We start from the raw sequence: 23668 nt of genomic DNA, 5'->3' as shown, positions 1-23668 counted from the left end.
CGGGGTCCCCCCCCCCGCTGTCTTGGGGGGGCCCGCCCCCCCCATCTTGGGGATCTCCACCCACACCTGCCCCTGGGGCGCGGGGGGCAAAACGGGGGGGGGGGGGGGGGGCCCCGCGCCCCCCCCCCCCACTCCCATGCCGGGAAGATCGCTGGTCAGCTCACTGGTCGCGGTACATCTCGGCGACCAGGAAGGCCAGATCCAGGGACTGGCTGCGATTGAGACGGGGGTCGCAGGCGGTCTCGTAGCGCTGGTGGAGATCGTCGACGAAGATCTCGTCGCCGCCGCCCACGCACTCGGTGACATCGTCACCGGTCAGCTCCACATGGATACCGCCGGGGTGTGTGCCCAGCTCCTTGTGGACCTCGAAGAAGCCCTTGACCTCGTCGAGGACGTCGTCGAAGCGGCGGGTCTTGTGGCCGGAGGCCGCCTCGAAGGTGTTGCCGTGCATCGGGTCGGTCACCCAGGCCACGGTGGCACCGGAGGCGGTGACCTTCTCGACCAGCTCGGGGAGCTTGTCGCGGACCTTGTCGGCGCCCATGCGGACGATGAAGGTCAGCCGGCCCGGCTCGCGTTCCGGGTCCAGCCGGTCGATGTACGTCAGGGCCTCGTCGACGGTCGTCGTCGGACCGAGCTTGATGCCGATGGGGTTGCGGATCCTCGAGGCGAACTCGATGTGCGCCCCGTCCAGCTGCCGGGTGCGCTCGCCGATCCAGACCATGTGGCCCGAGGTGTCGTACAGCTCGCCGGTGCGCGAGTCGGTACGGGTCAGGGCGCCCTCGTAGTCGAGCAGCAGCGCCTCGTGGGAGGCGTAGAACTCGACCGCGCGGAACTCGGCCGGGTCGGTACCGCAGGCCTCCATGAAGTTCAGCGCGTTGTCGATCTCACGGGCGAGCTGCTCGTAGCGCTGGCCCGAGGGGGACGACTTCACGAAGTCCTGGTTCCAGGCGTGCACCTGTCGCAGGTCGGCGTAACCGCCGGTGGTGAAGGCGCGCACCAGGTTGAGCGTGGAGGCGGAGGCGTTGTACATCCGCTTCAGCCGCTCGGGGTCCGGGATACGGGCCGCCTCGGTGAAGTCGAAGCCGTTGACGGAGTCGCCCCGGTAGGTCGGGAGCGTCACACCGTCGCGGGTCTCGGTCGGCTTGGAGCGCGGCTTGGAGTACTGGCCGGCGATGCGTCCGACCTTGACGACGGGCACGGAGGCCGCGTACGTCAGAACGGCGCTCATCTGGAGCAGCGTCTTCAGCTTCGCGCGGATGTGATCGGCCGAAACCGCGTCGAATGCCTCGGCGCAGTCACCGCCCTGGAGCAGGAACGCCTCGCCCCTGGCGACGGCACCCATCCGGGCGCGCAGCTGGTCGCACTCACCGGCGAAGACGAGCGGAGGATAGCTTTCGAGCTCGGCGATCACATCGCGCAGAGCCTCGGCATCCGGGTACTCGGGCTGCTGCGCCGCGGGCAGGTCTCGCCAGGTGTTGCCACCGGCAGGGGTGGTCTTAGCGTTCACGGTCACGCCGCCAACAGTACGGGGTCATGGCGTACGTACCTTCGACCGCCCAGTAAGTGAGACGTGAAGTCCAGCATTCCGTATGCCGGGCATACCGTCATCACGCCGTCCGCCGGAGAACAGGGCCGGCGGGACCCCGTGCCCGGCGGTCCCTCGGCCCACGTTCGCACCACCGCCCATCGGATCCGCACGGCCGCCGGCAAGACCCGCACCGCACCGCCGGGCCCGTACCGTCCGGCGCCCCCGGTGCGCTACAGTTCGCGGCATGTACGCGCACCCGACCCCTTACCAGTGGTGGTGGACCGCTCATCCGGCGGCCCACTGACTGCGCGTACCCGAATCGCGAAGGCCGCCCGAGGGGCGGCCTTCCGTGCTTCCCGGGATCCCCCGGGGTTCGCCGGAGCCGGTCGTTCCTCCCCCTCCCGCCCGGAAGGAACCCACCGGATGACCAGCACCCAGCCGCCCTCCGACTGCCCCCTCGCCCGGATTCTGCACGGCGACCGCCCCTTCGCCCTGCTGCGCAGGCGTACCCCTGGTCATGATCACGACATCGTCGAGATCATGACCGGCTCGGTCCATGAGACAGCGACGCTCGCCGAACTGCCCGTCTTCTCCGGGCGCCCCTCCCTCGCCCTCGTGCCGTTCCGGCAGATCAGGGAGCGCGGCTTCGACGTACGCGACGACGGCACCCCGCTGAGCGTCCTGGTCGCGGACGAGTCGTACGAGATCCCGCTCGCCGAGGCCCTGGCGAAGCTCCCGGCCCATGGGGTCGGGGTCGAGGACGGAGGCTTCGACGTCCCGGACGACGCCTACGCGGACATCGTGCGGCGGGTGATCGACGACGAGATCGGCAGCGGCGAGGGCGCCAACTTCGTCATCCGCCGCACCTACACCGGCCGTATCCCGGGCTTCGGGCGGGCGGACGCCCTCGCGCTCTTCCGGCGGCTGCTGGACGGCGAGCGCGGCGCGTACTGGACCTTCGTCGTGCACACGGGAGAACGCACCCTCGTCGGCGCGAGCCCCGAGGTGCATGTGCGGATGAGCGGCGGCACGGTCGTGATGAACCCCATCAGCGGCACCTTCCGCTACCCGCCCGAGGGCCCGGACGCCGACGCGCTGCTGCGCTTCCTCGACGACCGCAAGGAACGCGACGAGCTGTCGATGGTCGTCGACGAGGAACTGAAGATGATGTGCACCGTCGGGGACATGGGCGGGGTCGTCGTCGGGCCCCGGCTCAAGGAGATGGCCCATCTCGCGCACACCGAGTACGAGCTGCGGGGTCGTTCGTCACTCGATGTACGGGAGGTGCTGAAGGAGACGATGTTCGCGGCGACGGTCACCGGATCGCCCGTGCAGAACGCGTGCCGGGTCATCGAGCGCTACGAGCCCGCCGGTCCGGACGGGGCCGGGCGCGGCTACTACGCGGGTGCGCTGGCGCTGATCGGGAAGGACGCGAACGGCGCTCAGACCCTCGACTCCCCCATTCTGATCCGTACCGCCGACATCGACGCCGGGGGCGGGCTGCGGGTGGCCGTCGGCGCCACCCTCGTACGCCACTCCGACCCGCTCGGCGAGGTCGCCGAGACCCATGCCAAGGCGGCCGGGGTGCTGGCGGCGCTGGGCGTACGCCCCGGGCGCCCGCGCGAGCAGGCCGAGCGCCCCCGGCTGGCCGACGACCCCCGGGTGCGCGCCCGCCTGGACGCCCGGCGGGCCGCCCTCGCACCGTTCTGGCTGCGGATGCAGGAGCGCGGCGACACCCTGCGGGGGCATGCCCTGGTCGTGGACGGCGAGGACACCTTCACGGCGATGCTGGCCCATCTGCTGCGGTCCACGGGGCTGGAGGTGACGGTCCGCCGCTACGACGACCCGACGGGTCCCGGGCTGCGGGAGACCGTCCTGGCCCATCCGGGTCCGGTGGTGCTGGGACCCGGACCCGGCGATCCCTCCGACGGCGCCGATCCGAAGATGCGTCTGCTGCGCGAGCTCACCGCGGAGCTGCTGTGGTCCCACCCGCACGGGGTGCTGGGTGTCTGCCTCGGCCATGAGCTGATCGCGGCCGAGCTGGGTCTCGGCATCGTGCGCAAGGACGAGCCGTATCAGGGGGCACAGGAGCGGATCGACTTCTTCGGCAGCGAGGAGACGGTCGGCTTCTACAACAGCTTCACCGCGCGCTGCGACGCGAGGACGGCGGCGGAGCTGGCCGCCCGCTCGGTGGAGGTCGCGCGTGATCCGTCGAACGACGAGGTCCACGCCCTGCGCGCGCCGGGCTTCGCCTCGGTGCAGTTCCATCCGGAGTCGGTGCTGACGCTGAACGGACCGGGCGTGGTCGCCGGGCTGCTGGCGGGTTCGGTGCTCCGCAGGCCCTGAGAGCGGACGGCTGACCGCGTTGGACGCCGGACGGCGTCCGCGGACGTCAGCCGACGGCCGCCGGGACGAGGACGTTCCCGGACCGGCGGCCGTCCCGGTAGTCGATCACGTTCCGGACGGTCGTCTCGATGATCTGGCCGACCGCGTCCCCGGTGTAGTACGCCTGGTGCGAGGTGACCAGCACGTTCGGGAAGGTGACCAGCCGGGCCAGGGTGTCGTCCGTGATCGCCTCCATCGACTTGTCGAGAAAGAAGAGCCCGGCCTCCGCCTCGTACACATCGAGCCCCACCCCGGTGAACCGGCCCTTGCGCAACTCACCGACCAGCGCGTCCGTGTCGATCAGCCCGCCACGGCTGGAGTTCACCAGGATCGCGTCGTCCCTCATCGTCCGCAGTGCCCCTGCGTCGATGAGGTGGTGGGTCTCGGGCAGCAGCGGCACATGCAGGCTGACCAGGTCGCAGGCGGCGAGCAGTTCGTCCTTGTCGACATAGGTCATGCCCAGGGCGGTACAGGCGGGGTTCTCGGCGATGTCCCAGCCGAGCAGTTCCATGCCGAAGCCGTGGGCGATACGGGTGAACGCCTCGCCGATCCTGCCGGTGCCGATCACTCCGGCGGTCCGGCCGTGGAAGTCGCGGCCCAGCAGGCCGTCGAGCCGGAAGTCGAAGTCGCGGGTGCGGCCCGCCGCCCGGACGATCCGGCGGTTGACGGCCATCGCGAGGGTCCAGGCGAACTCGGCGACGGAGTACGGCGAGTAGTACGAGACCCGGGCGATCGTGAGGCCGAGGCGCTCGGCGACGTCCAGGTCGATGTTGTTGAAGCCGGTGGAGCGCTGGGCGACCATCTGCGTACCGCCGACGGCGAGGGTCTGGAGGACCCGGGCGCTCAGATTGGCGTTGACGCTGGTGGAGATGATCTCGTGGTCGGCGGCGATGGGGGCGGTGTCCTCGGTGAGAAAGACGTCCAGACAGCGGACGGTGAGGCCGGGAACTGCCTCGAACGCCTTCTCGATCAGCGGCTGCTCGTCGGCCTGGACACCGAAGGCAAGGATCTCCACGTTCTCTCCCGCTTGTCCCGAAAGGTGAGCTGTGGGCCGGACACGGTGTGAATATACGGCCCACAGCTCGACGGCGCCGGTCAACGGGTGGGTGGGGTGCGGATCGCCGGAGCCGGAGCGGGAGCGGGAGCCCGAACCCTCGTCGTCGGCGTCGGAGGCGGTTTCGCGGTCGGGTTCGCGGTCGGATCCGCGGGCGGGTTCGCGGGCGGATCCGCCGGACGGCTTTCCCGGTCGCCTGTCGCCGCCGGCGAGTGCGCCAGGGCTCCGCGTCCGGCCGGAAGCCGGTGCCGCCTGTGCATCGGCCGGGCGGAACGGGCGGACGTCAGCCGAAGAAGACGCCGACCTCTTCGTACAGCTTCGGGTCGACGGTCTTGAGGCGGGCGGTCGCGTCCGAGATCGGGACGCGCACGATGTCCGTTCCCTTCAGCGAGACCATCTTGCCGAAGTCCCCGTCCCGTACGGCCTCGATGGCGTGCAGCCCGAAGCGGGTGGCGAGCCAGCGGTCGAACGCGCTCGGTGTGCCGCCGCGCTGCACATGACCGAGCACCGTGGTGCGGGCCTCCTTGCCGGTACGCCGCTCGATCTCCTTGGCGAGCCACTCGCCGACGCCGGAGAGCCGCACATGTCCGAAGGAGTCCAGTGAGCCGTCCTTGAGCACCGCGTCGCCGTCCTTGGGCATGGCGCCCTCGGCGACGACGACGATCGGGGCGTAGGTGGCCCGGAAGCGCGAGGTCACCCACGCGCAGACCTGGTCGATGTCGAAGCGCTGCTCCGGGATGAGGATGACATTGGCACCGCCGGCGAGTCCGGAGTGCAGGGCGATCCAGCCCGCGTGGCGCCCCATCACCTCCACGACCAGGACGCGCCTGTGCGACTCGGCGGTGGTGTGCAGCCGGTCGATCGCCTCGGTGGCGATACCGACAGCGGTGTCGAAGCCGAAGGTGTAGTCGGTGGCGGACAGATCGTTGTCAATGGTCTTGGGGACACCGACGCACGGAACGCCGTACTCGTCGTGGAGACGCGCGGCGACGCCGAGGGTGTCCTCGCCGCCGATCGCGATCAGTGCGTCGACCTCCGCCTTGGCGAGGTTGTCCTTGATACGGCGGATGCCGTCCTCCGCCTTGAGCGGATTGGTGCGCGAAGAGCCGAGGATGGTGCCGCCCCGGGGCAGGATGCCCCGGACGGCCGGGATGTCGAGCGTGACCGCGTCGCCCTCCAGGGGGCCGCGCCAGCCGTCGCGATAGCCGGTGAACTCGTACGCGTACTCCTGGACACCCTTGCGGACGACACCGCGGATGACCGCGTTGAGGCCGGGGCAGTCGCCGCCCCCGGTCAGTACTCCTACGCGCATGGAAAACTTCCCTTCGCCTGATGAGCCCTAGGACCGTCACGCTAATGGTGATCCAGGTCACTACGAGAAGGGAGCGAAGGTCAATACCGCCTGCGGTACATGGTGTTCACGGCCCAGCCCGGGGATCCCCGTGACCAGGGCATTCACTCGTACGAGCGGGGTGGCGGCGGAAAGCCGACCGTACCCCGGGGGCGTACGCCTCAGGCGTCCGCGTCGTCGAGTCCGCGCTCTATCGCATAGCGCACCAGTTCCACCCGGTTGTGGAGCTGGAGCTTGCCGAGGGTGTTCTGCACATGGTTCTGGACGGTGCGGTGGGAGATGACGAGCCGCTCGGCGATCTGCTTGTACGACAGTCCCTTGGCGACCAGCCGCAGCACCTCGGTCTCCCGGTCGGTGAGGCGGGGCGCCTTGGGCTCGTCGGGCCCGGCCGCGGGCGCGGGGTCGGTGGCGAGCCTGCGGTACTCACCGAGCACCAGTCCCGCGAGGCCGGGGGTGAACACGGGATCGCCGGCGGCGGTCCTGCGTACCGCGTCGGTCAGTTCGTCCGTACTCGCCGACTTGAGGAGGTAGCCGGTCGCGCCGGACTTCACCGCCTCCAGCACATCCGCGTGCTCACCGCTGGCGGACAGGACCAGGACCCGCAGTCCGGGCAGGGTGCCGACCAGTTCCTTGCAGACCTGGACGCCGGGCTTCTCCGGCAGGTTCAGATCGAGGACGAGGACATCGGGCACCACGGCCCTGGCCCGGCGGACGGCCTGCTGCCCGTCGCCCGCCGTCGCCACCACGTCGAAACCGGCGGCGGTCAGATCCCGCGCCACCGCGTCCCGCCACATCGGATGGTCGTCGACGACCATCACCCGGGTCGGCTGATTCTCCTGCTCGGTCATGCCCTGTCCTTCCCCCGAGGGGTCTTCGGAGACTTCTGCGTCTTCGGTGTCCTCGGAGACTTCGGCGTCTGCGGAACTCTCGGAACCTTCAATTCGACTTCGGTGCCCTGCCCCGGCACCGAGACCAGCTCGGCCGTGCCGCCGAGATCCCGCAGCCGGCCGCGGATCGAGAGGGCGACCCCGAGGCGGCCCTCCCCCTCCGCCTGGGCGAGACGTCCCTCCGGGATCCCGGGGCCGTCGTCCCGGACCGTGACGATCACCTCGTCGGTCCAGTCCTCGACCAGGATCCAGCTGTGGGCGTCCTCCCCCGCGTGCTGTCCGACATTGTCCAGGGCGGCACTGACGGCGGCGGCGAGTTCGGTGGCCGCGGCGGCCGGGAGCATCACCGGCGCTCCCGGCTCCGAGAACGTCACCTTCGGCCCGCTGTGGTGGGCGAGCAGCGACCGCAGATCGCACTCCCCGGCCTCGTCGGCCGCCTCGTCGACGTCGACCGTACGGACCACCGCGCCCATCGAGACGTCCTCGGAGGTACGGGTGGTTGGCACCAGGCCGCTGGAGACCAGGGTGCGCAGCGCGATCTCCTGCTCCCCCGCCATCCGCCCCAGCTCGGCAGCCTCACCGCCGATCGCCGTACCGCGCCGCTGCACCATCGCCAGCACCTGGAGCACGCTGTCGTGGATGTCACGGGCCAGCCGCTCCCGCTCACGGGACGCCGCCTCGATCTCCAGGGCGCGGGCGAGGGTCCGCTCGGAGGCCCGGGCGACCTCGACGACATAGCCGATCGCGATCGACGCGACCCAGACGAGCAGCACATTGTGCAGCGTGTCCTGGCTGGGAGAGCCGCGCTGGGCGATATTGGCCGCGGCGACCAGGGAGGACGCGAAGGCGGCCCAGCGCCAGCCTCCCTTGAGCGCGAACGCGAGGACGGCGCCCGCCGTCCATATCGAGGGCAGCGTCGGCCCTTCGTTCTGCCGCGCGTGGACGTCGGCGAGGGGGGTGAGCAGAATGCCGGTGAGCGCGATCGTCAGATCGGCGGCGAGGAACGGCTTGGTGCAGCGGTTGGCGCTCAGCACCCTGGGCAGGGTGGCCAGGGTCCATACGGACATCACGGAGAGAAAGCCGGCCGCGACCCAGGGGCGCTCGAAGGTGTCGCGGGCGAAGACGAAGATCAGTACCGCGTAGGTCATGGTCAGTACGCGGTAGCCGGCGAGCGCACGCCACAGCGGCAGCTCCACCGACATCCGCACGACTCGCTCGCGCCTGGCCATGCCCCCCACTCCCCCGCGACGCTACGCGCTCTTGTCTCTCGTCCTTGCCGTGTCGCTCGTCCGTGCCGTGCGCTCCGCCGCCACCGGCCGCGCGGAACCGTCGCTCCCCGCCGCGGGTGCCGTGGCGCCCTCCCGTGTTCCACCGGCCGGCTTCCGCTGCTCGGCGAGCTGCCTCTTGGCCGCCGTGGCGTAGATGTCGACGTACTCCTGTCCGGAGAGCTTCATGATCTCGTACATGACCTCGTCGGTCACCGAGCGCAGGATGAAACGATCCCCCTCCAGGCCCCGGTAACGGCTGAAGTCCAGGGGTTCCCCGATCCGGATGCCCGGGCGCATCAGCTTGGGGACGACCTTGCCGGGCGGCTGGATCTTCTCGGTGTCGATCATCGCGACCGGGACGACGGGTGCGCCGGTGGCGAGGGCCACGCGCGCGAGGCCGCCGGGCTTGCCCCGGTAGAGACGGCCGTCGGGGGAACGGGTGCCCTCGGGGTAGATACCGAAGAGCCCGCCGTCCTCCAGCACCTCGATTCCGGCCCTGATCGCCGCCTCGCCCGCTCCCCGCACTCCGGAGCGGTCCACCGGGAGCTGGCCGACGCCCTTGAAGAAGGCCGCGGTGAGCCTGCCCTTGACTCCCGGCGAGGTGAAGTACTCCGCCTTGGCGATGAAGGTCACCTTGCGGTCCAGCACCGCGGGCAGGAAGAACGAGTCGGAGAAGGACAGATGGTTGCTCGCGAGGATCGCCGGCCCCTCCGCGGGAATGTTCTCCAGCCCCTCCACCCAGGGCCTGAAGGCAAGCTTCAGGCCGCCTCCGAGGGAGAACTTCATTGCGCCGTAGATCAACTCGTGTGCCTCCTGTCGCTGTCGTTCCGACCTTAACCCGAGGTGGGCCCGGGGTCCCCGTACCGGGCCGGTGCCGGGGTCCGCCGCCGTGTACGGGATCCGGCAGACGCGGGACGGCCATGTCAGGGGCATGCAGAGGGCAGCGGACCTGGTCGGTGTCAGTGCCGTCGCGTACCGTGAGGTACCACTTCCGAGCCGTACGCCGCCGCCCGCCACGGGCTGTCGCGTTCCCCGGTCTCGGCGTGGGCCCGAGCCCCCTGAAAGGAGATCCCGGTGCCGGTCCTTCCCGGAGCCGAGCCGTACCACCACGAGGGCGGAGAGGACGGCGTCCTCCTCTGTCACGGATTCACCGGCTCACCGCAGTCGCTGCGCCCCTGGGCCGAGTATCTGGCGGAGCGCGGGCTGACCGTCTCGCTGCCGCTGCTCCCGGGCCACGGCACCCGCTGGCAGGACATGCAGCTCACCGGCTGGCAGGACTGGTACGCGGAGGTGGACCGCGCGCTGCGCGAGCTGACCGGGCGCTGCCGCCGCGTCTTCGTCTTCGGGCTCTCGATGGGCGGGGCGCTCACCCTCCGGCTCGCGGCGGAGCACGGGGACGCGATCAGCGGCATCGTCGTCGTCAACCCCGTGAACAAGCTGCACGGACCGGCGGCGTACGCGCTCCCCGTCGTACGCCATCTCGTACGGACGACGCCCGGGATCACCAGCGACATCGCCAGGGAGGGCGCGGTGGAGGTGGGATACGACCGGATCCCGCTGCACGCGGCGAACTCCCTGCGGAATTTTCTGCGGCTCCTCGACGGTGAGCTGCCCCAGGTCACCCAGCCGTTGGTGCTGCTGCACAGCCCGCGGGACCATGTCGTCAGGCCCGCCGACTCGGCCCGGATCCTCAGCCGGGTCTCCTCCACCGATGTCACCGAGATTCTGCTGGAACAGAGCTACCACGTCGCGACGTTGGACCATGATGCGGAGCGGATTTTCGAGGAGAGTCACGCGTTGATCGGCCGGCTCGCTCCGAGTACGGGGAAGAAAGGGAGCACGACTGGTGGCTGAGCAGCACGACGCGGACCCTGAGCCGCAGCCCATCGACGAGGAGGCGGCCTGGGCCGCCATCGTCGCGGGGTACGGCGATGAGCCGGCGGACCCGCCCGGTGCCAAGCCGTTCAAGTCGGTGGAGGACCTCGCCCTGCTCGAAGGCGATCTCAACGAGAAGCCGGACAGACGGAAGCCGGGTTCGGACGCGGACGGCGACGCCGGTTCCGGCGCGGACGGGCCCGCGCTCGGCAGCTCGGTCGTCTTCGCGCCCGGGGTCGGCGGCGGAGGGCCCCGGGACTATTCGGTCGCCGAGCCCAAGGACGACGACCTGGACGAGAGCGACGAGGGGCACTTCGTGCCGCCGGAGCCGCCGCCGCTGCCGGAGGCCGATGTCACGGCCAGGTTCGCCTGGCTCGCGGTGATCGGCGGGCCGGTGATGATGCTGGTCGCCGTCCTGTTGGGGTGGGAGATGACCTGGTGGCTGACCACGCTGTGCGTCGGCGGCTTCCTCGGCGGCTTCGCGACGCTGGTGGCCAGGATGGCGCACGGCGACGACGAGGAGGACGATCCGGGGCGGGGCGCGGTGGTCTAGGGCGCTGGCGGTCGAGGGGCCGTGAGCCCCGGCGGCCCCGCGCTCGTACGGACGAGAGGTCGGATCACCGGGTCTGCGGTGCCGGCACCTTGGCCGCGGGGATCCTGAGCGCGGCCAGGACCGGGAGATGGTCGGTGGCCGCGCTCAGGTCGTCCGGTGTGACCCCCGGGAGGCCCGACGGCACACCGCAGCCGAGTACCTCCACTCCCCTGCTTGCGAAGACCGCGTCGATACGGCTGTTCGGGCCGGTGTGCGGGAAGGTGTGCTCACCGCCCCAGGGCTCGGCCGTCCAGCAGTCCTGGAGCCCGGCGGCGATCCGCCGGAAACTCCGGCCCGTGGGCGGCTCGTTGATGTCCCCGGCCGCGATGGTGTACGGCGCGTCCATGGCCGCGAGGCGGTCGAGGAGCAGCCCGGAGTGTGCGTAACGTTCCTCCGCGTCCAGGCTCAGATGGCAGCTGAGCACTCCGACGCGGGCGCCTCCGAAACGTACGACCGCCGTCGCGAAGCCCCGGCGGTGGAGGCCCCGGGTCAGCGGCAGCAGTACGTCTTCCGTCCTCTCGACGGTCGCCCTCAGTGAGCACAGCAGCAGGGGCCCCGACGCCGTCGCCCCGCCGGACAGCACGACCAGGTCGGTCTTGGCCGCGAGGCGTGCGGCGTGTTTGCGCCAGCGGAAGAAGCGGGGCGCCTCCTGGACGAAGACGAGGTCGGGCTCGCAGGCGCGGATGACACGGGCGAGGGCGTCCTCGTCGTCCCTGAGGGAGCGGATGTTGTAGCTGAGTACGCGGATGACGGCGGAGCCGTCGCGGTCGGTACGGGAGGGAGGGAGCGGGGTCGGCATGCGGGTACCTTACGGTTTGGGCGGGTGGCCGGGCGTGAGGTCTGTCCGTGGGGCGCGGGTGGGTGCGGGGGGTGGTTTCGGGAGGCGGTCCCGGGGTCCCGCGCCTCAAACGCCGGCGAGGCTGAGGTTTCGCGGGCCGTCGCGGGCCGGGGGTCCGGCGGGGCCGGGCGCCGCGCCGTGTTTTCCGGCCCGAGAGGCGCGGGCCCTTCCCGGGGCTCCGCCCCGGACCCGGCGCCTCAAACGCCGGCGAGGCTGAAAATACCTCCCCCGCGCCCCAGGGTTCCGGCGAGAAGGCGCACCCGGCCTCCCCCGCCCCAGGAACCGGCGAGAACAGACGCCACGCCCCTCGGCTCCCGGCCCAAGAGGCCAGAGGCACCCGGTCTCCTCACGCCCCGGGGTTCCAGCGGGAAAAGACCCCACGCCCCTCAGCTCCCGGCCCAAGAGGCGCGGGCCCTACCCGGGGCTCCGCCCCGGACCCCGCGCCTCAAACGCCGGCGAGGCTGAAAATACCTCCCCCCGCCCCAGGGGTCCGGCGAGAAGGGGCACCCGGCCTCCTCACGCCCCGGGGTTCCGGCGGAAAAGACCCCGCGCCCTCAATTTCCAGCCCGAGAAGCACAGGCCCCACCCGGGGCTCCGCCCCGGAAACCGCGCCTCAAAGGGCGGCGGGGCTGGAAGTGCCCCTCAGCCCTCAGCCTCGAACGGCGGCGGGGCTGGGAAGCCTCCCCGCGCCCCGGGCGCCATCAGGGCCTGGAGCACCCCGCGTTCACCTCGTACGCCTGGGGCGGGACACCCGGTGGGAGGGCACCGGGCGCTGGGGTGTCAGCCGTGGCGGGCGAGGTCCGCCGCGCCCACGAGGCCCGCCTTGTTGCCGAGTTGGGCGGCGAGGACCTGGGCGTGGGGGCGCCATTGGGCACCGATGAGCCAGCGGCGGAAGGACTTGCGGATGGGGTCGAGGACCAGTTCGCCCTCGTCGGAGACGCCGCCGCCGATGATGAAGGCGGAGGGGTCGAAGAGGGAGGCGAGGTCGGCGAGACCGGCCCCGGCCCATCGGGCGAGTTCGCGGAAGGAGTCGATGGCGACGGGGTCTCCCTGGCGGGCCGCCGCGCTGATGTGCCTGCCCTCGATGCCGTCGAGGGTGCCGTCGCCGAGGCCGAGCAGGATCCGGGCGTTCTCCGGGGTGGCGTTGGCGCGCTGGCGGGCGTAACGGACGAGAGCCCGGCCGGAGGCGTACTGCTCCCAGCAGCCCTGGTTGCCGCAGCCGCAGAGCAGGCCGTCCGGCACCACCCGGATATGGCCGAACTCAGCGGCCACACCGAAGCGTCCCCGGCGCAGCTTGTTGCCGATGATGATCCCGCCGCCGAGCCCGGTACCGAGGGTGATGCAGATGACATCGTGGTGGCCCTGGCCCGCGCCGAAGCGGTACTCGCCCCACGCCGCCGCGTTCGCGTCGTTCTCGACGACGACGGGGAGGCCGACGCGCTGCTCGACCTTGTCCTTCAGCGGCTCGTGGCGCCAGTCGATGTTCGGTGCGAACAGGACCGTGGCGCGCTTGTCGTCGACGTATCCGGCCGCGCCGATGCCGACGGCCTCGATGTCGTGCCCCTTGCCCGCTCCGGCGACGGCCGAGCAGATCGCCTCGACGATGCCGCCGGGGGTCGACGGGGTGGGCACCGTATGTGTTTCGAGGATGCTGCCCTCTTCGTCGACCACGCCCGCCGCGATCTTCGTACCGCCGATGTCGACGCCGATGGTGAGTCCCATGTGTCCCTCAGATTTCGGTCGAACCCCGCTATGGCCAACCGTACCGGAGGGAGCGTGCTCAACCGGTCAGTCGAGATCGATCTGCTCGCCGGGACCGGGGTCCTGGTCACGGGGGCCTTCCCCGTCCTTCGACGACGAGGACGGGGAAGAAGACGAAGAAGCGGAAGAGGAAGCGGAGGAAGAAGAGGATGGGGAGGACGGGCCCTGGGTCCAGCGGCGCTCATGGCCCTCGACCGCCGAGCGGTACGCGGCGAGGAGTTCCCCGCCCGCCGCGGCGAGATGGTCGAAGACCCGGGGGTTGCGCTCGATGACCGGCTCGACGGCCGACTTGGCCTGATTCACCAGTTGCTGGACGGCGCTCTGGGCGGCGATCCCCGGCAGCGAGCCCTGGAACTCGGAGACCTTGTCGGCGACCGCGCCGAACAGCTTGCGCAGCTCCTCGGAGGCCGAGCCGGGCTGCGGTCCGTACTGGGCGCGGCGGCGGGCCTTCTCTTCCGCTAGGTCCTCGGCGCACGCGTCGGCCCACGCGTCGGCGTCGGGACGCTCGGTGGCATCGCTCATGGCGTACTCCTGCACAGGGGCGTTGAATCGGCAGTGGCTCTCGTACGCTCGACGTTACCCGAACGGCCGCGTACCGTTCAGCGTCAGCGCGGCCACAGCCCGGGGTCGGGGGTGAAACGGACGGTGAGGTTCCCGTCCGCGAGGGCCGCGCCGGAGACGGTGCAGCGGCGGAGCACGGACGGCAGGGGAACGATCCTGCGGAACGGGCCGACGGTGAGAAGCAGTTCGTCTCCCCGGCGGACGAGCCCCAAGTCGTCCTTGACCGCTCCGGGCAGCGGGATCTTCCACAGCAGGATGCCTTCCTCCTCGCGGCGGTCCTCGATGTCGTCCGGTGCTGCCGCCGGTCCCCGGCCGGTCCGGTCGAGACCCGCGGCGAGCCCGCCGTCCACGGGACCGCCGGCGTCCCGGGCACCCGCGGGCGGTGCGGCGGTGTCCAGAAGGGCGAGGTCAGCGGGGCCCCGGGGGTCACGTCCGGCGTGGGGGATCTCACGGAGCGAGGCGCCCGGCGCCCACTCCCCGGCCCACTCGTGCAGACATTTCTCCTGCTGGGAGGCGAGGCCGGCGAGCCAGGTGTCGGCGGAGTGCCGGGGCAGTACGCGGTTGGCGACGAGGGTGTCGACCCGCAGTCCGTGCAGGGCGAGCCCCGGGCGGGCGGTGCGCAGGGCGTCGGCGGCGGCCGGGCCGGGCTCGGCGACCAGACGCAGGGGGGTGTCGGGGGACTCGATCAGGGCCTGGGCGGCGGCGAGTTCCGCGTCCCAGCGGGCGGTGGTCTCGTACAGCCACTGCGCGGGCATCGGGACCCCGGCGAGCTGGGCGAGGACCGGGCGCAGGGCGCGGGCGGCCTGCCGTTCGGGCGGGAGCAGCCGGCGGAGATAGCGGCGCAGCTGCTCGGGCAGGGCGAGGAGGGCGATCGTCTCGTGCAGCGGGGGCATGTCCACCACGACCACGTCCCAGTCACCCGCTGTGACCGTGGTCAGGGCCCTGAGCAGGGCGAACTGTTCGCTGCCGGGGAGTTCGGTCAGTTCCTCGCCGCTGAGCCGGGCCGCGCCGAGGACGTCGAGCGCGGTCGCACCGCGCTCCTGGAGGGAGAGGAACTCGGCCCGGAAGCCGGCCGCTGTGTCGATCCGGGCCGCCCACAGCCCGTCCGTGATCTCCACGGGCTCCGCCGGAAGCGGCGCCCCGAGGATCTCGCCCGGCGCGGTGGACAGGAAGAGCGCGCGCCGGCCGCGTCCGGCGGCGGCGAGCGCGGTCGCCGCGGCGATCGTCGTACGGCCCGCGCCGCCGAGGCCGGTGACGAGGACCCTGCGCATCAGACCTGGTGTCCGCTCTCGACGCGCTTCTTCAGTCCGTCCAGCGCGCGGTCGATGATGACCTTCTCGGCCTTGCGCTTGATCATCCCGAGCATGGGGATCTTGACGTCGACGGTCAGCTGGTAGGTGACCTCGGTGCGATCGCCGCCGCCGACCGGCCGGAGGGTGTACGAGCCGTCGATGGCGCGCAGCATCTGGGACTTCACCAGGGTCCAGCTGACCTGGTTCTCGCCGTTCCAGGTGTACGCGAGGGTGTGGTCGTCCTTGATCGCGCCGGCGTCGAGGACGAGACGGACCTGCTCCGCGCGGCCCTCGTCGTCCCGGGAGACGACCTCGGCCTGCTTGACCTCACCGGTCCAGTCGGGGTAGCGGTCGAAGTCGGAGATCACTCCCATGACTTCGGCCGGTGCCGCCTCGATGGTGATGCTCGAGCTGGTGTGTTCCGCCATCGCTGCGGCTCCTCACAGTGCGGTACCGACCGGGGTGAATGTGTGCTGTGAAGGCTATCGCGAGTGAGGGGACTCACGGTCCCTGGTGCGGGCGCCGCCCGGCCGGTCAGAGGGCGGGGCGCGGTCGGTCACCACCGGCGGTCACGGCAGGCGGTACGGGCCCGTCAGGATCACGGTCACCACCGCCACCGCGGCCACCACGGTCGCCGTCACCGCCGGTAGCCCCCGGGGGGCGCCGCCGTCACCGCCGGGTGGCCCGGACCGCCGTCACGGCCACCGCCGGCCGGGCGCCCGGAGGGCGGGCGGCCCAACGCTCAGAAGCACGGCCGCCGTTGTCCGGCCCGCCACGCGCTCACCACTCCAGTGTCCAGGGGCGCCCGGTCGACGCGAAGTGCCCCACGTTCACGCACTCCGTCGCGCCCACCCGCATGCGGGCGACGAGCGGCTGGTGGACATGGCCGAAGAGGGCGTACCGGGGCCGGGTGCGGCGGATCGCGTCCAGCAGGGCGGGGCTGCCGCGCTCGAAGCGGCGGGCGACCGTGTCATAGGTCAGCTCCGGCACCTCGGGCGGGATGTGGGAGCACAGGACGTCCACCTCGCCGAGGGCCTCGACCTTGGCCGCGTACTCCTCGTCGGAGATCTCGTACGGTGTGCGCATGGCGGTGCGCAGTCCCCCGCCGACGAAGCCGAAGACCCGTCCGCCGATCTCGGCCCGTTCGCCGTCGAGGACGGTGACGCCGGGGCGCGCGTACTCGGGCCATAGATCGGGGATGTCGACATTGCCGTAGGTGGCGTACGTCGGGGTGGGGAAGGCCGCGAACAGTTCGGCGTACTGGCGCCGGACGGCCGACTCGATGGCGGTCTCACGGTCCATGTCCAGTGCGGCCCAGAGCCTGCGGCCCAGTTCCCGGGCCTCGTCGAAGCGGCGGGCCGTACGCAGCCCGACGATCAGATCGGCGTTCTCGACGCCGAACAGATCGGGGAAGATCCCGCGCGAGTGGTCCGCGTAGTCGAGGAACAGGACCAGATCGCCGAGGCAGATCAGCGCGTCCGCGCCGTCGCCCGCGATGGCGAGATCCTTGGCATTGCCGTGTACGTCACTGACCACGTTCACCCGTGTCTTCACCCGCATGCCTCCCATGGCGATCACCCTAGGCGCGGCCGTCGTGACTGGACAGAGGGGACGGACCGGTCATGCTTCCGGGCACCGCGCGGGTGGACTACCGTGGGACTGCTCTGAGCCACGCATGGCCGTATCCGTATGACGGTATGTGTGACGCAGAGAACATCTGGCCGGAACCCCCTATCCGTAACCGACTACTGATGGGTAACGTCCGGGCAGTCCAACCGTGCTCACCCCCGGAGCACCCTGCCCGATCATGGACCGCAGTCGGCGCGGCACACGGAGCCGTGGCGCCGGCGCCCGATGAGGAGCAGCTGTCTTGCGCGAGTTCAGCCTTCCGGCCCTGTACGAGGTGCCTGCCGACGGCAATCTGACCGATCTCATCCGCCGCAACGCCGCTCAGCATCCCGAGGTCGCGGTGATGAGCCGCAAGGTCGCGGGCGCCTGGACCGATGTGACCGCGAAGGAGTTCCTCGCGGAGGTGCGGTCGGCGGCCAAGGGGCTGATCGCCGCGGGCATCGCCCCCGGTGACCGGGTGGCCCTGATGTCCCGTACGCGCTACGAGTGGGTGCTGCTGGACTTCGCGATCTGGAGCGCCGGGGCGGTGACCGTCCCTGTGTACGAGACCAGTTCGCCCGAGCAGGTGTCCTGGATCCTGGAGGATTCGGGCACGGTCGCGGCCATCGTGGAGAGCGGGGCGCATGTCGCCGCCGTGGAGTCCGTACGGGACCGGCTGCCGCTGCTGCGGGAGATCTGGCAGATCGACGACGGCGGGGTGGAGGCGCTGGTCACGGCGGGCGCCGGGGTCCCGGACGCCACCGTGGACGAGCGCAGCGCGAAGGCCAGGGCCGACGACCCGGCCACGATCGTCTACACCTCGGGCACCACCGGCCGCCCCAAGGGCTGTGTGCTGACCCACCGCAGCTTCTTCGCGGAGTGCGGGAACGCGGTCGAACGCCTCAAACCCCTCTTCCGTACGAACGACTGCTCCGTGCTGCTCTTCCTGCCCGCCGCCCATGTCTTCGGCCGGCTGGTGGAGGTGGCGGCCGTGATGGCGCCGATCAAGCTCGGCTGTGTCCCCGACGTCAAGAACCTCACCGAGGAACTGGCCTCCTTCCGTCCGACGCTGATCCTCGGGGTGCCGCGCGTCTTCGAGAAGGTGTACAACGGGGCGCGCTCCAAGGCGCGGGCCGACGGCAAGGGCAGGATCTTCGACAAGGCCGCGGGGATCGCGATCGACTACAGCCGGGCGCTGGACACCCCCAGGGGCCCGTCGCTGGGACTGCGGCTCGGGCACATGGTGTTCGACAGGCTGGTCTACGGCAAGCTGCGTGCCGTGCTGGGCGGGCGCGGGGAGTACGCGATCTCCGGCGGAGCGCCGCTGGGCGAGCGTCTGGGGCACTTCTTCCGGGGCATCGGCTTCACGGTGCTGGAGGGGTACGGCCTCACGGAGTCGTGCGCCGCGACCTCCTTCAACCCCTGGGACCGGCAGAAGATCGGCACGGTCGGGCAGCCGATGCCGGGCACGGTGGTGCGGATCGCGGACGACGGCGAGGTCCTGCTGCACGGTGACCACCTGTTCTCGGGCTACTGGAACAACGAGGCCGCGACGGCGGAGGCGCTGAAGGACGGCTGGTTCCACACGGGTGACATCGGCACGCTCGACGAGGACGGCTATCTCGCGATCACCGGCCGCAAGAAGGAGATCCTGGTCACCGCGGGCGGCAAGAACGTCGCTCCCGCGGTGATCGAGGACCGTATCCGCGCGCACGCGCTGGTCGCGGAGTGCATGGTGGTGGGCGACGGGCGGCCCTTCGTGGGCGCGCTGATCACACTGGACGAGGAGTTCCTCGGCCGGTGGGCCGCGGACCACGGCAAGCCCGCCGGTTCGACGGCGGCCTCGCTGCGTGAGGACCCGGAGTTGCAGGCCGAGATCCAGCGGGCGGTCGACGACGGCAACGCGGCCGTGTCCAAGGCGGAGTCGGTGCGGAAGTTCCGCATCCTGGGCACGGGGTTCACCGAGGAGGCCGGTCACATCACCCCCTCGCTGAAGCTCAAGCGGAATGTGGTGGCCAAGGACTTCGCGGACGAGATCGAGGCGATCTACCGGAGTTGACCCGCGAAGGGCGCCCGGGAACGGGGACCTGGGAAAGGCTCCCCGGAAGGGGGCCTTGGGCAGGTGCCCGGGAAGGGCGCCCCGAAAAGGAGACCGAACCAGGTGCCCGGAAGGGGTTCCCGGGCCGGGAACGGGACCCGGGGAGGGCGCCCGGGAACGGGCCCTGGGGGCGCCCCGGAACGGGACCCGCTCGTCCGAACGGGTCCCCGGATCCGCCGCGCGCTCAGGCCGCGATGTCCTCCTGGATGATCCGCTCCATATTGCGCTCCGCGAGCGCCGTGATGGTGACGAACGGATTGACGCCGATCGAGCCGGGCACCAGCGAGCCGTCCACCACGTACAGACCGCCGTACCCCCTGGCCCGGCCGTAGGCGTCGGTGGCCCGGCCCAGGACGCAGCCGCCGAGCGGGTGGTAGGTGAAGTCGTCGGCGAAGGTCCGGTTCCCGCCGAACAGGTCGTAGCGGTAGATCGTGGTGTTGGCCCGGTTGATCCGGTCGAAGAGAGATCTCGCGGCGTCGACGGAGGGCTGGTTCTGCGAGCGGGTCCAGTTCAGCCGGGCCGAGTCGGTCGCCGCGTCATAGGTGAACGTGCCGCGCTCCGGGTTCTTGGTGATCGCCAGATAGAGGCTGATCCAGTGCTCCAGGCCCATCGGCAGGGGCGCGATCTCCGCGAAGACGGGGTTGGCGGGGTTGGCCCAGTCGTCGATGCCCATCGCGGGCATGGTCGACTGGTTCGCGCCGACCGTGTCCCAGAGGTGGTTGGCGCGGGCGGTCATCACATTGCCGTTGTGTCCCCAGCCCCGGCCGACCTCGGTGCTGAGATCGGGCAGGGCCCCCGTCTCGCGGGCGCGCAGCAGGAGTTCGGTGGTGCCGAGGCTGCCCGCGCCGAGGAAGAGCCGGGTGCAGCCGATCTCGCGGGTTTCGGTGACCCGTCCGGTGAGGTCCGAGCGGTCGACGGTGAGGACGTAACCGCCGCCGGGGTCCCGGCGGATCGCCCTGGCCCGGCTCATCGTCTCGATGGTGACCCGGCCGGTGGCGAGCGCGGCGGCGAGATACGTCTTGTCGAGGCTGCGCTTGCCGTGGTTGTTGCCGTAGATGACCTCCCCGGCCAGCGCCGACCTGGTGACCTGGCCCGCGGCCTCGCGCCGCATGTAATCGAAGTCGTAGACGTTGGGCACGAAGACGGTGCGCAGCCCGGCGTTGTGGGCGTGTCTGCGGGAGATCCGGGAGAAGCGGTACCACTCGGTGGACTCGAACCAGGCCGGGTCGATGTCGTTGACGCCCAGCATCTGCCGGGCGCGCGGGAAGTAGGTGCCGTACATCCCGTCGGCGTCGACGCCCGGGAGGACCTCGGAGAAGTACGCGCGGGGCGGGGTGACCGCCATGCCTCCGTTGACCAGCGAACCGCCGCCGACCCCGCGGCCCACGTAGACGGACATGTCGCCGTAGCCGACCCGGTCGAGGACGCCCGGATACGGAGTGATGTTCCGGTTGACCACATCGAGCCAGAGGAAGGTGCCGATCGGGGCCTCGGTACGGGTACGGAACCACATGGAGCGATGGTCGGGAGCGGTGGTGGCGCAGAAGATCTTCCCGTCCGGGCCGGGGGTGTCCCAGAGCCGGCCCATCTCCAGGACGATCGTACGGACGCCCGCCAGGCCGAGCCGGAGGGCGGCCACGGCGGCGCCGTAGCCGGAGCCGATGACAACGGCGGGGGCGTTGTCGGCGGCCGGTGGCTCGACGGCGGCGGCCGAGGAGAGGCCGATACGGGTGAACCCGAGGACGGCGGCGGTCTGGAGGGCCCCCGCCCCCAGGATTTGACGGCGTGTCAGTTGTGGAGTCATAGGCCGATCGTGAGCGAGATCCGGTGCGATGCCCAGACCCGGGGGAAAGAGAATCTGATGAACCGTCAATATAATCAACACCGCCGGGACACAGGTCCGTTGAGGCAAACGGGCCCCACCGGACGGCCACTGCCCGGGGCAGCGGTCCCGCCGCTCAGAGCAGCACGCGCGCCCGCTCGGCCAGCAGGTCCCAGCGCCAGGTGTCCTCGACCCACCGCCGGCCCCGCTCACCCATCCGCCGCCGCAGCTCCGGGTCCTGGAGCAGCGCCACGATCCGCTCGGCGCACTCCCCCACCCGCTCGGGGTCGGTGCCGCCGCGGACCACCCAGCCGGTCTCCCCGTCGAGCACGGCGTCGGGCGCGCCGCCGGAGTCGCCCGCGACGACCGGCAGCCCGGTCGCGGACGCCTCCAGATACACGATCCCGAGGCCCTCGACATCCAGACCGCCCCTGCGGGTACGGCAGGGCATGGCGAACACATCACCGGCGCCGTAGTGGGCGGGCAGCCGGTCCCAGGGGACCGGACCGGTGAAGCGGACCGAGCCGGCGACCCCCTTCCCGTCCGCCAGTGAGCGCAGATCCCGTTCGTACGGTCCGCCGCCGACGATCAGGAGGACGGCGTCCGGGATCTGCGCCAGGATCGCGGGCATCGCCAGGATCAGGGTGTCCTGGCCCTTGCGGGGCACCAGCCGTGAGACACAGACGACGATGGGCCGGTCGCTGAGGCCGAGATTCTCCCGTACGGCGTGACCGCCCGAGTCCGGGTGGAAGGTCTTCTCGTCCACCCCCGGCGGCAGCTGGACCATACGGGCGGCCGCCTGCGGGGTCAGCGCGGCGGCGATACGGGAACGGGTGTACTCCCCCAGATAGGTGATCGTGTCCGTGCCCTCGCCGATCCTGCGCAGCAACCGCCGGGACGCGGGCAGCTGGGCCCAGCCCGCCTCATGGCCGTGCGAGGTGGCGACGAGCCGCCGCGCACCGGCCCGGCGCAGGGCGGGGGCCATCAGCCCGAGCGGCGCCGCCGCCCCGAACCACACCGACTCACAGCCGTGCTCCCGCAGCAGGGCGGTGGCACTGCGGGTGACCCGGGGGGTGGGCAGCAGCATCGTCGTACGGTCCCGTACGACGGTGAACGGCTGCTCGGCGTCGAAGGCGGCCGTGGCCTCGGCGCCCTCACGCCCGCGCTTCCAGGTGGAGGCGTAGACGACGAGGCGGTCCGGGTCCAGCCGCAGCGCCATGTTGTGCAGAAACGCCTGGATACCGCCGGGCCTGGGCGGAAAGTCATTGGTCACGATCAGGGTCTTGTGCATCGTGGGCCGACAGTACCGAAATCCCGGGGCTCCACCGCGCCCGGCGGACGCGGCCCGGCCCCGCCTCCCGGTCCGGGCACCTCCCCGCCCTGCATCATGGGCACTTCATCATTCGGCATGAAATGGTCGAAATGGCTGAAATGGATGAGGCGCCCATGACGGACAGAAGCAGCGGCACCCGGCGGATCCTCACCGTGTGGCTCCTCACCAGGACGGCACTGCTGCTCTTCGTCTTCAAGATCGTCGTGTTCCCCGGGCCGGACGTCACCGCCGATGTCTCGGTGATCTACCGGGGATGGTACGAAATCCTCCGGACCGGAACGTTCCCTCTGGACGATGTGACCTGGCAGTACCCGCCCGCCGCGGCACTCGCGATCCTCTCCCCCGTGGTGCTGCCGTTCCTCGGCTACACCCCGGCGTTCTTCGTACTCGTCCTGCTCTGCGACGCGGTGGTGCTCGGCATGCTGCTGTACGCGGGCGGGCGCGGCGGGGCGTCCCGGCGGGGGGCCTGGGTGTGGACCTGGGGCGTACCGCTGCTCGGACCCACCGCGTACGCCCGCTACGACCTGATGGTCACGGCGGTCGCCGTCGCCGCGCTGCTGGCGGGCGCCCGGCGGCCACGGGTCCTCGGGGCGCTGGCCGCGTTCGGCGCGCTGCTCAAGGTCTGGCCGGTCCTGCTGCTGGTGGGGGTGGAGCGCGGACGGGCCACCCGGCGCGCGTGGGGCACGGCGGCCGCGGTGGCGGCCGGACTGACGGCGGTGTTCCTGATGACGATGCCGGGCGCGCTCGGCTTTCTCACCCACCAGCGCGACCGGGGCACCGAGATCGAGTCGCTGGGCGCGCTGGTCTTCCACGCGGCCCGCCGCTTCGGCTGGCAGGGGCAGGTCACCCTCAACTACGGCTCCGTCGAGTTCCTCGGCCCCCATGTGCCCCTGGTCTCGTCCCTCGCGCTTCTCCTGGCGGCGGCGGCGCTGGGCTGGCTGGTGGTGTGGCGGATGTGCGTACGGCGGTTCGGGCCGGGGACACCGTGTGACGCGGCGTTCGCGGCGGTGCTGCTCTTCACGACGACGAGCCGGGTCATCAGCCCCCAGTATCTGCTCTGGCTCATCGGTCTGGCCGCCGTCTGCCTCGTCTTCCGCGCCAGCCGGATGGCGCTGCCGGCCTGGCTGGTCCTCGCGGCGGCCGGGGTGACGGTGCTGGAGTTCCCCGTCTGGTTCGCGCATGTGGTGTCGAGCGACGCGCTGGGGGTGTCGCTGCTGGTGGTGCGCAACGGTCTGCTGGTGGCGGCGACGGTGGTGGCCTGCGCGAGGCTCTGGCGTACGACGGCCCGCGCGGACCTCCCCCCGGGCCCGGACTCCGCCGGGGACCCTCTCCCGGGCCCCGCGCCCCGGACTCCGGCCGCCGTCACCGCCGCCCCCTGCGAGCCCGACCGGCGGATGTGACGCATCGGGCGGACG

At 71.4% G+C, this 23668-nt stretch carries 19 protein-coding genes; 5 read left to right on the top strand and 14 right to left on the bottom strand.

The features are described 5' to 3' along the window. Positions 1 to 160: 160 nt before the first annotated feature. Positions 161 to 1507 carry a class II 3-deoxy-7-phosphoheptulonate synthase gene (locus tag ACIBCM_RS02360; RefSeq protein WP_399239819.1) on the bottom strand — a complete coding sequence of 449 codons (1347 nt, stop codon included), beginning with the start codon at positions 1505 to 1507 and terminating at the stop codon, positions 161 to 163. Between the two features lie 444 nt (positions 1508 to 1951). Here ACIBCM_RS02360 and ACIBCM_RS02355 point away from each other — a divergent pair, with 444 nt between their 5' ends. After that, positions 1952 to 3874: an anthranilate synthase family protein gene (locus tag ACIBCM_RS02355; RefSeq protein WP_399239226.1), complete on the top strand. Its 1923-nt coding sequence runs from the start codon at positions 1952 to 1954 to the stop codon at positions 3872 to 3874. A 46-nt stretch (positions 3875 to 3920) separates the two neighbouring features. Here ACIBCM_RS02355 and ACIBCM_RS02350 read toward each other — a convergent pair whose 3' ends face one another. The 5 genes from ACIBCM_RS02350 to ACIBCM_RS02330 all read right to left on the bottom strand — a co-directional run bounded on the left by ACIBCM_RS02350 (position 3921) and on the right by ACIBCM_RS02330 (position 9274). After that, positions 3921 to 4928 carry a 2-hydroxyacid dehydrogenase gene (locus ACIBCM_RS02350; protein WP_399239224.1) on the bottom strand — a complete coding sequence of 336 codons (1008 nt, stop codon included), beginning with the start codon at positions 4926 to 4928 and terminating at the stop codon, positions 3921 to 3923. A 322-nt stretch (positions 4929 to 5250) separates the two neighbouring features. Continuing rightward, positions 5251 to 6279 carry a 6-phosphofructokinase gene (locus ACIBCM_RS02345; RefSeq protein WP_399239222.1) on the bottom strand — a complete coding sequence of 343 codons (1029 nt, stop codon included), beginning with the start codon at positions 6277 to 6279 and terminating at the stop codon, positions 5251 to 5253. Between the two features lie 200 nt (positions 6280 to 6479). Then, positions 6480 to 7166 (bottom strand): response regulator, encoded by a 687-nt coding sequence (locus tag ACIBCM_RS02340; protein WP_399239220.1) that lies wholly within the window; start codon positions 7164 to 7166, stop codon positions 6480 to 6482. Beyond that, positions 7163 to 8434 carry a MacS family sensor histidine kinase gene (macS, locus tag ACIBCM_RS02335; RefSeq protein ID WP_399239218.1) on the bottom strand — a complete coding sequence of 424 codons (1272 nt, stop codon included), beginning with the start codon at positions 8432 to 8434 and terminating at the stop codon, positions 7163 to 7165. The genes ACIBCM_RS02340 and macS overlap by 4 nt, the downstream gene beginning before the upstream one ends. Positions 8435 to 8455: 21 nt before the next feature. After that, positions 8456 to 9274, bottom strand: a complete 819-nt coding sequence (locus tag ACIBCM_RS02330; RefSeq protein ID WP_399239217.1) for a lysophospholipid acyltransferase family protein — start codon at positions 9272 to 9274, stop codon at positions 8456 to 8458. A gap of 273 nt (positions 9275 to 9547) precedes the next feature. Here ACIBCM_RS02330 and ACIBCM_RS02325 point away from each other — a divergent pair, with 273 nt between their 5' ends. Both ACIBCM_RS02325 and ACIBCM_RS02320 read left to right on the top strand, forming a co-directional pair. Next, positions 9548 to 10327, top strand: coding sequence for an alpha/beta hydrolase (locus ACIBCM_RS02325; protein WP_399239215.1), 780 nt, complete (start codon positions 9548 to 9550; stop codon positions 10325 to 10327). Then, positions 10320 to 10901 carry a hypothetical protein gene (locus tag ACIBCM_RS02320; RefSeq protein WP_399239213.1) on the top strand — a complete coding sequence of 194 codons (582 nt, stop codon included), beginning with the start codon at positions 10320 to 10322 and terminating at the stop codon, positions 10899 to 10901. Before ACIBCM_RS02325 ends, ACIBCM_RS02320 begins: the two co-directional genes overlap by 8 nt. 64 nt (positions 10902 to 10965) lie before the next feature. On the opposite strand, the gene ACIBCM_RS02315 is transcribed toward ACIBCM_RS02320, so the two are convergent. The 6 genes from ACIBCM_RS02315 to ACIBCM_RS02290 all read right to left on the bottom strand — a co-directional run bounded on the left by ACIBCM_RS02315 (position 10966) and on the right by ACIBCM_RS02290 (position 16952). Then, positions 10966 to 11739 carry an endonuclease/exonuclease/phosphatase family protein gene (locus tag ACIBCM_RS02315; protein ID WP_399239211.1) on the bottom strand — a complete coding sequence of 258 codons (774 nt, stop codon included), beginning with the start codon at positions 11737 to 11739 and terminating at the stop codon, positions 10966 to 10968. Between the two features lie 819 nt (positions 11740 to 12558). Next, complete coding sequence (locus ACIBCM_RS02310; RefSeq protein ID WP_399239209.1) at positions 12559 to 13500, bottom strand: ROK family glucokinase; 942 nt, start codon at positions 13498 to 13500, stop codon at positions 12559 to 12561. A gap of 66 nt (positions 13501 to 13566) precedes the next feature. After that, complete coding sequence (locus ACIBCM_RS02305; protein ID WP_399239207.1) at positions 13567 to 14061, bottom strand: DUF5304 domain-containing protein; 495 nt, start codon at positions 14059 to 14061, stop codon at positions 13567 to 13569. 83 nt (positions 14062 to 14144) lie between these two features. Beyond that, positions 14145 to 15371: an ArsA family ATPase gene (locus ACIBCM_RS02300; protein WP_399239205.1), complete on the bottom strand. Its 1227-nt coding sequence runs from the start codon at positions 15369 to 15371 to the stop codon at positions 14145 to 14147. Continuing rightward, the gene (locus tag ACIBCM_RS02295; protein WP_399239203.1) at positions 15371 to 15820 is read right to left on the bottom strand and encodes an SRPBCC family protein; all 450 of its coding nucleotides are present in this window, start codon (positions 15818 to 15820) and stop codon (positions 15371 to 15373) included. Before ACIBCM_RS02295 ends, ACIBCM_RS02300 begins: the two co-directional genes overlap by 1 nt. Positions 15821 to 16172: 352 nt before the next feature. Beyond that, positions 16173 to 16952 (bottom strand): metallophosphoesterase, encoded by a 780-nt coding sequence (locus tag ACIBCM_RS02290; protein ID WP_399239201.1) that lies wholly within the window; start codon positions 16950 to 16952, stop codon positions 16173 to 16175. Positions 16953 to 17262: 310 nt separating this feature from the next. Between ACIBCM_RS02290 and ACIBCM_RS02285 the strand changes: the two genes are divergently transcribed. After that, positions 17263 to 19059 carry an AMP-dependent synthetase/ligase gene (locus tag ACIBCM_RS02285; RefSeq protein WP_399239199.1) on the top strand — a complete coding sequence of 599 codons (1797 nt, stop codon included), beginning with the start codon at positions 17263 to 17265 and terminating at the stop codon, positions 19057 to 19059. A 223-nt stretch (positions 19060 to 19282) separates the two neighbouring features. Here ACIBCM_RS02285 and ACIBCM_RS02280 read toward each other — a convergent pair whose 3' ends face one another. Beyond that, positions 19283 to 20902 (bottom strand): GMC oxidoreductase, encoded by a 1620-nt coding sequence (locus ACIBCM_RS02280; RefSeq protein WP_399239197.1) that lies wholly within the window; start codon positions 20900 to 20902, stop codon positions 19283 to 19285. Between the two features lie 154 nt (positions 20903 to 21056). Beyond that, the gene (locus tag ACIBCM_RS02275; RefSeq protein ID WP_399239195.1) at positions 21057 to 22211 is read right to left on the bottom strand and encodes a glycosyltransferase family 4 protein; all 1155 of its coding nucleotides are present in this window, start codon (positions 22209 to 22211) and stop codon (positions 21057 to 21059) included. A gap of 155 nt (positions 22212 to 22366) precedes the next feature. Here ACIBCM_RS02275 and ACIBCM_RS02270 point away from each other — a divergent pair, with 155 nt between their 5' ends. Further along, the gene (locus ACIBCM_RS02270; RefSeq protein ID WP_399239193.1) at positions 22367 to 23653 is read left to right on the top strand and encodes a glycosyltransferase 87 family protein; all 1287 of its coding nucleotides are present in this window, start codon (positions 22367 to 22369) and stop codon (positions 23651 to 23653) included. The last annotated feature ends 15 nt before the right edge of the window (positions 23654 to 23668 follow it).

The sequence above is a fragment of the Streptomyces sp. NPDC051018 genome (assembly GCF_044456085.1).
Classification (GTDB): domain Bacteria; phylum Actinomycetota; class Actinomycetes; order Streptomycetales; family Streptomycetaceae; genus Streptomyces.
Note: the sequence above shows the minus strand (reverse complement) of the source record. Positions and strands in the feature narration are given on the sequence as shown.